Here is a 7427-nt window from a genome sequence, read left to right on the forward strand (position 1 = left end):
GATCAATTTGCGCCTGGTTCTATCCAGGCTCCATGTTCTTTCAAAAGTTTTACCAACTCTTCAACAGCAATGTCGCTGTTTACAGAACGTTTCACCACTTCCTTTCCTTTGTACAACGTGATCTTACCAGGCCCGCTGCCCACATATCCGAAATCTGCATCAGCCATTTCGCCGGGTCCGTTCACGATGCAGCCCATGACCGCAATTTTTAAACCTTTCAGGTGATTGGTAACTGCCCTGATTTTTGCTGTGGTTTCCTGAAGATCGAACAACGTACGTCCACAGGAAGGACAGCTTATATATTCCGTTCTTGATATTCTTGTTCTTGTAGCCTGCAGAATTGAAAAAGCCGTATTATTCAGAAACTGTTCAATTGTCTGGTTACTGCGATAGATGCGACCCTCATCTTCAAACAAAGTCTTTTTCAGGTTATCATCCGAATAACTTTCACCGGTCATTCCAAGACAGATCCCATCTCCGAAGCCATCGAGAAACAAAGCACCTGCTTCAGTGGAATAATGTATAAGGTGTTCGCCAATAGTATTACGGAAACTGTCTACAATGATAACAACGGGGTTAGCAATTTTCCTGTCCAGGAGTTCAACAAACATTCGTCTTACAGCTGGCATAGCTTCCTGGTTTTGGCTGCTGAGACAAATTACAACAGTGGGATCATTCGCAATAACATCCAGCCACTCAAACTCTTCAGCATAACCGGTTTTACTAAAGCAATCTATCATCACGAAATTTTGTTTGTCACTTTTAACTTCTGCTGAAACAAAACCGCTGCCGGCATAAATCGGAAAATATTTTGTTTTGTCTGAAGCTGTCAGCCAGTGATTCGGCCAGGTTATCACTTTCAATGTGCCTGGCAATGCGAATGCAAGTTCTGGCTGTCCTGTAAATATATAATCGGCAGCCGCATCAGAGATATGCCATTTGTCTGTTACGGAGTCATACCTATAACCGATATTCAATAGATCAGCGGGCGTGATTGTCTCAAGTTTGCTGAGGTCTGCAATAACAACAGGTACATGACCTGTGCCTATATTGCCGACCTCATAAGTTTTACGACGGATATAGTTGTACTGGTCATACGGAAGAACATCAACCGGCGGAATGGCGATACTTTCATTTGCCTCAGCCTGGTGATGAGCCGTCTCATATCTTTTGACAATATTTTTGCAAACCGGTATTTCAAGTTCAGGATCTTCCGTGAGGGAAACGCGAATAGTATCACCAATCCCTTCTTCAAGCAAGGTACCGATACCTACTGCAGATTTGATACGGCCATCTTCTCCGTCCCCAGCCTCAGTTACCCCAAGATGCAGCGGATAACATTCATTGAATTCGAGTTCCATTTGTTTCACAAGCAGCCTGTAAGCCTGGACCATGACCTGGGGATTACTACTCTTCATGCTGAGCACAATGTTATGATAGCTCTCATTCCTTGCTATCCGCAGAAATTCCATCGCACTTTCCACCATTCCCATGGGAGTATCTCCATAACGGCTCATGATCCTGTCGCTTAATGAACCATGGTTGGTTCCTATACGCATTGCAGTACCGTATTCTTTGCAGATTTTAACAAGTGGCGTGAATCTTTCGCGGATACGTTCTATTTCCTCTCCATATTCGAGGTCAGTATAATCGATGAACTCAAATTTCTTTTTATCTACATAATTACCCGGATTCACTCTTACTTTTTCTACAATTCTTGCCGCGATTTCAGCCGCATTCGGAGTAAAATGGATATCTGCTATCAATGGTGTATTATAACCCCGGCGCCTTAGTTCGTTTTTGATATTGAGAAGGTTCTCAGCTTCATATTTACTGGGTGCAGTAACCCTGATGAGTTCAGCACCCGCTTCGATACAACGGATACTTTGCTCAACAGTGGCAATAGTGTCCATGGTATCGGTTGTGGTCATGGTCTGAACCCTGATGGGATTTCCGTTTCCCAACAATAAATCTCCAATCTTAACTTCAAGTGTTTTAAGGCGCATATAATTGTATTCCGCTACAAAATCGGGGATTAATCCGGTATTGATCCTTGTTTTTCAGGAACGGCAAAGTTACTAAAGATTGGGGGAAAAGGCGGTCGCGAGTCTACCAGCATTGGCTTAAAAATGGTCACGGCTCTACCAGTCTTTGTCAGGCTGGGTAGTAGCCCTGGTGCGGTTTTGTTGCATTTTCTGCTGAATATCCTGCTCTTTTTGCCTTAAAGCCTTCATCAGCTGTTCAACCTGTTTTCTGTTAAATTTGCTCTGGTCTTTTGGTTGTTGTTTTTTTTGTTGCTGTTGTTGCTTTTTTTCGGGATCGGGTTTATTATCTTTTGATTGGTTCTGCTGCCTCTGCTCATGTAATGCTTTTTGCAGGTTGTGCCTCGCATCCTCGTCGTTGGGATCAATTTTTAAAGCGGTTTTATATTCTGCGATGCTTTCGGGCAACTTTTTTTGCCTGGTGTAGGAAACCCCCTTGTTATAGATGTTTTTTTCGCGGAATATATTGTCTTTATTCAGTTCAATGGATTTGTCATAAGTAGCCAGGGCTTCGTCGAAACTTTCTTTTTTGAAGATGGCATTGGCAAGATTATATTGAACAACACCATCCCCGGGATTGGTTCCGGCGGCTTTTCGGTATTCCGCAATAGCCTCATCAAACTTACCCTCTTTATAGAGCTTGTTGGCTTTTATAACTGATTTATTGTCCGTTTGTGCGTAAATCACCGCCGGCAAAAACATCAGCATCAGTAAAGCATATTTAAATAATATATGTTTCATGCCGTTTTCCATTTACGTTCAGGTAAAAAGAATTCGAGACTCAGCAACACAAATGCGGCAGCCAGGAACCACTGAAAATAGTGGCGGTAATCTTTGAATGCGCTGTCTTCAAGGGTAGTCTGCTCGATCGAGCGGAGCTGCTTCATTATCGCCTGAACAGCGGGGCCGGTCTCATGCAGCCGAACATAAATACCTGAGGTAGACTGGGCGAGTTGTTGCAGCTCTGCTTCATTTAGTTTCGAAATGATTGTCTGACCTGTGTTATCCTTTTTATATTCATTACTCATGGGGTCTATGATCGGGGCGCCTTCCGGGGAGCCAATACCCACCGTGTTAATCATTACCCCATTATTTGCCATTTCAAGGGCAAGTTTTAATGCTTCAGGGTCATGATCCTCGCCGTCAGTAATAAGAACGATCGATTTATACTTCCTTTCTTTGCTATTGAATGCCGTATTGCTGATTCTTAATGCTTCAGCGATCACCGTGCCCTGGGTAGGAACAACATCGGGGCCTGCATTCTGAACATACATCTTTGCAGCTGCATGATCAGAGGTAAGGGGCATTTGCATATAAGCCCTTCCGGCGAACAGGACCAGCCCAACCCTGTCATTCTGCAATTCATCTATAAGACGGTAAATCAATTGCCTGGAAACTTCCAGCCTGTTTGGTTTACTATCCTGCGCAAGCATACTTTTGCTGACATCCAGGGCAATTACCACATCCACCCCTTTGCGTTGAACGGGGTCCATTGCTCCTGGTTTCTGCAAATTGGCCGCACCAAGTATAACAGCCGCAAGTGCAAACAGCACCAAAAGAAATTTTACGAGGAACAGCGCCGGTGAATAAGAACTAATCAGTTCTGTTACCAGTTTTTCATCGCCAATTTTTTTAACCGTTTTTTTCTTCCACCTCAGCACCAGCACAAAAAGCATAACGGCCAGTGGAATGACAGCCAGGATAAATAAGAATTCGTTATGCTGGAAATGAAACATCTATACCGGTTAATTTAAATTTTCTGCCGAAATCATTCAAATATAGCAAATCAGGTGCCTCTTCGGGAATTGTCTCAAAGTAGCCATGGCATTTTGTGAAATGCTTCACAGCCAAACCTGGTTGATGGTTAATTTAATAAGGAACTCATCTTTATCAGGGAACTCATCTTTTGCCTTGAAAAAACCCATATTGTTTTAATATGTCTTTTAGCATCTTCAGGCGGATCGCAGCCATGTCAAAATTTTTCGAGGGGTGTTCAAGCTGTAGCACAAAGAAATAGGGATGTTGATTTTCTTCGATCCATCCTATGATCCATCCGAGTGAATGGCCCTTTTCAGTAAATCCCCAGCCGGTTTTATAACTAAGTGAATAGTTTGCATTTTTCTCCTGCAGCATCATTCCTCTTACCAGCCTTTGTGTTCTTTTTTGGAATGGCAACTGATCGAAATACAATTGTTTTACAACGCCGAGCTCTTCGTCAGCAGTCAACTTTAAACTGTTGTCCAGCCAGAATGTATCTGGATTATTTAAAATTTTGAAGGGTTTATAACGGCGACCGTAACCAAGTGTATCGATCCAATATTGCATAGTATCCTTGCCAATGCGTCTTGCGAGCTCCTGGAACCATGGGGGACATGAGATTCTGAAAGCCTCATGCATTGTCATGTCTTTGTTGCATTCCGGGCGGCTGCTATTGGTTCCATCCCAGCTAAAAACCACATTTGTATCAATTACCCTTCCTGTTTCTATGCCAATAAGAGCATTTACTATTTTGAAGGTAGAGGCAGGTAAATAAGCGCTGTCACGGAACCTGACAACGTTGTACAGATTAAAGTCGCCCTTGCCATTGTCAAACATGCCAAAAGTTCCTTCAACGTTGTTTTCTTTGAAGTATTTTTCAAGACTTTTATCGTTGTTTACATTGTTGGGTGAACAGCCAACCAACGCGAAAGACATCAACAGGAAAAATAAATATAATTGCTTCACACCAAAATTTTGCACGAAGTTAAGCCAGGGAGCCGCTGATTTATTTAGTCACGGAAAAAATGTCAAAGGTTTAAAGTTAATTACCTCCCTTTGGCATGCCATACAGGCTGATCATTTTCATTAAAACACCATTTGTCCAGCCAAACCCATCCTGGGATGGATACTCGCCACCGCCTGCGGGTTTGTTAAGATCGGTGACATCATATTTTTCCATCAGTTTACCTGTTTCATTAAATACCTTAAGGTTAAGATCGATCCAGCTTCTTGAAATACCTTCGGCAAGATCCGTTTCTTCATAATTTAAAAGACCTTTCACTGCAATCCATTGCAGAGGCGCCCAGCCGTTTGGAGCATCCCATTGATGACCTGTGGTTCTTAGTGTTGTTACCAATCCTCCTTCCCGGAGGAACTTACGGCGCAATATGTAAACAATGTTTTTAACACGGTTTGCTGGCGCTACATTGCAGAACAAAGGAGCCATTCCGGCAAGAGTAAGTGTTGTACTTAACCTTTTTGCTACAAAATCATAGTCAACATACCAACCATTTACAGTTGACCAACAGTATTTATTGATGGCGGTTTTACGTCGCTGTGCTATCTGGGTGAAATATCTTTCTTTCAGCAGATCGCCACGGAGTTTGTATGACTTTGCGAGCACTAATTCCAGGTTATAAAGAAAACTATTAAGATCAACCGGAATTATATCTGTTGTTTTAATGGTACTTAAGTTTTTCCCATCGGCTAACCATCTGCTGCTGAAGTCCCAACCGCTTTCTGCTGCGGAACGCAGATCCCTGTTCATTTTTTGCCGCTTAGGATCAGGCAGATTTTTTGACAATGAATCATCTTCAAACCAGGATTCATGTCTTGGAATGTCAAGCTGGTCATAATAACGGTTCAATGTGCTTCCATCCGGCATCTTTACCACATGTTTTGTAGGTGCCGTCTTATCCATCCAATAATCATATTCTTTTTCAAGTGCACCAAGATAGATTGCATAGGATGTGTTGCCTGTTGTTTCGGCCAGTAATTCTACCATCATCGAAAAGAATGGAAGCTGAGACCGGCTGAGATAATAACTGCGGTTACCATTGGGGATTAATCCGTACTGATTTATCAGGTAGGCAAAATTATTAACCATATTTTCTATCAAACCTATTTCACCGCTTTCCTTTAAACCAAGCATCGTGAAATAAGAATCCCAATAATATACTTCGCGGAATCTGCCGCCAGGAACAACATAAGGATAAGGCAATGGAAGCAGGGAGTTACCTTCAATAACAGTTCGATCTGGTTTGCGTGTAAGAAGTGGCCAAAGTTTTTTGATATGAACACGTACATCTTTTTCAGGAGACACCTGCAATGATTTCACAGTATCAGGCAGGATAAAATTAGCTTCAACAAACTTCTTCAGATCAAAAGCAGAATCCTTCTGATTTACGAAATCACTCATAATAAGAGCAGGTTTTCTTTTGGGAATGGCATCAACAAAAGTTTTACCATCTTTAAAAATGCGCTTTTGCTGAACCTGCCGGAAAAGATCGCCATATAGCTGATCGGGTTTTAGTACAGTTTGCGCCTGGGTTAAAACTATTACCGAAAAAATCAATGCCATCAAGAAAGTTATTGCTTTACTCATGCCAACCGATTAACTGACTAAATTAAGCTAAAAAAAAACATCCCGTAGACACGGGATGTTTACCATATTTAATATAACCAAACAAGATGATGATCACTTTCACAACAAAGTTGCTAAGTGATCATGAAAAGAGTTTATTCACCAGCGCCATCTGTTTTAGCGCGTTGGATTGCATAATTGCCAATATTGTTACCGACCTGCATACCAACTTCGCAATCACTACGGAAGTGGATGCCGGAAATCATTCTTGACATCGAAGCTTCCAATGCCATAGACTTATACATTGTTGCTTTTTCAGGAACAATATGCGAAAGAATAGTTGCCGCTGCACCACTGAAAGTTGAATGTCCTGAGATATATGCAGGGAAATTTGGAACCCCGGTCAAAGTTTTTATATTCCGATCCATCTGTGATGGGCGTGGGTTGAAATAGAAATTTTTGGTATCCCAGCAAACAACGCTTGCATCCATCAGCGTCATATTCAATAATGCCAGGTTTCTTGCCCAACGAACTTCGCTGTAATTTTTTGTGATGAAATCATCGGCGGCAATAAGGTTCCAATGTCCGGGAGGAGTTGAAGTACCTGCGCCATCTGCCCAAAAATGAACTATGCGATAATGCTCCCTGGTATCGTTTTTAGTATACTCAAGAATTTCAGCAGTTTCCTTTTTCATCTGATCGGAATGAACACTTGGAGGTGGACCAGGTCTTAATGAAATTGCGGTGATTGAATCAAATAAAAATGTTTTTGTTTTTCCAAACAATGGCAACATGGGCGGACGCTTTGGCGATTCAAGGCTGTACCATGGCGTTTCTCCGCGGGCCAGGCAATCTGTTTCAAGTTTTGTCCAGGCAGCGGGGTTTCCTCCTGCAGCACCAGCCCTGTCTCCCCTTGCCCGGGTAACAAACTTCTGCGCAACTAATTTACCAAGCGCTTCACCGGCGTCTATATCACTGCGCACATTTGCGCCTGCAATGATCCTTGCCCTTTTATGTTCTTCTGCTTTTTTCGCTACATAATC

General features: G+C 42.4%; 6 protein-coding genes. All 6 read right to left on the reverse strand.

Annotated elements, in window-relative coordinates:
• Positions 1–2: 2 nt before the first annotated feature.
• Positions 3–2006 carry a (E)-4-hydroxy-3-methylbut-2-enyl-diphosphate synthase gene (gene ispG / locus VK664_RS17075; RefSeq protein ID WP_461399900.1) on the reverse strand — a complete coding sequence of 668 codons (2004 nt, stop codon included), beginning with the start codon at positions 2004–2006 and terminating at the stop codon, positions 3–5.
• Positions 2007–2141: 135 nt separating this feature from the next.
• Positions 2142–2783: a tetratricopeptide repeat protein gene (locus VK664_RS17080; RefSeq protein WP_461399901.1), complete on the reverse strand. Its 642-nt coding sequence runs from the start codon at positions 2781–2783 to the stop codon at positions 2142–2144.
• Complete coding sequence (locus VK664_RS17085) at positions 2780–3778, reverse strand: VWA domain-containing protein (RefSeq protein WP_461399902.1); 999 nt, start codon at positions 3776–3778, stop codon at positions 2780–2782. Before VK664_RS17085 ends, VK664_RS17080 begins: the two co-directional genes overlap by 4 nt.
• Positions 3779–3941: 163 nt before the next feature.
• Entirely contained in the window at positions 3942–4766 is an 825-nt protein-coding gene (locus VK664_RS17090) for a penicillin-binding transpeptidase domain-containing protein (protein WP_461399903.1), read from the reverse strand.
• Positions 4767–4842: 76 nt separating this feature from the next.
• Positions 4843–6405: an alpha,alpha-trehalase TreA gene (gene treA / locus VK664_RS17095; protein WP_461399904.1), complete on the reverse strand. Its 1563-nt coding sequence runs from the start codon at positions 6403–6405 to the stop codon at positions 4843–4845.
• Between the two features lie 134 nt (positions 6406–6539).
• A partial coding sequence (locus VK664_RS17100; protein ID WP_461399905.1) for a vanadium-dependent haloperoxidase occupies positions 6540–7427 on the reverse strand: 888 nt, incomplete at its 5' end.

It is taken from the genome of Flavitalea sp. (genome assembly GCF_035489435.1).
GTDB lineage: Bacteria > Bacteroidota > Bacteroidia > Chitinophagales > Chitinophagaceae > DATHKG01.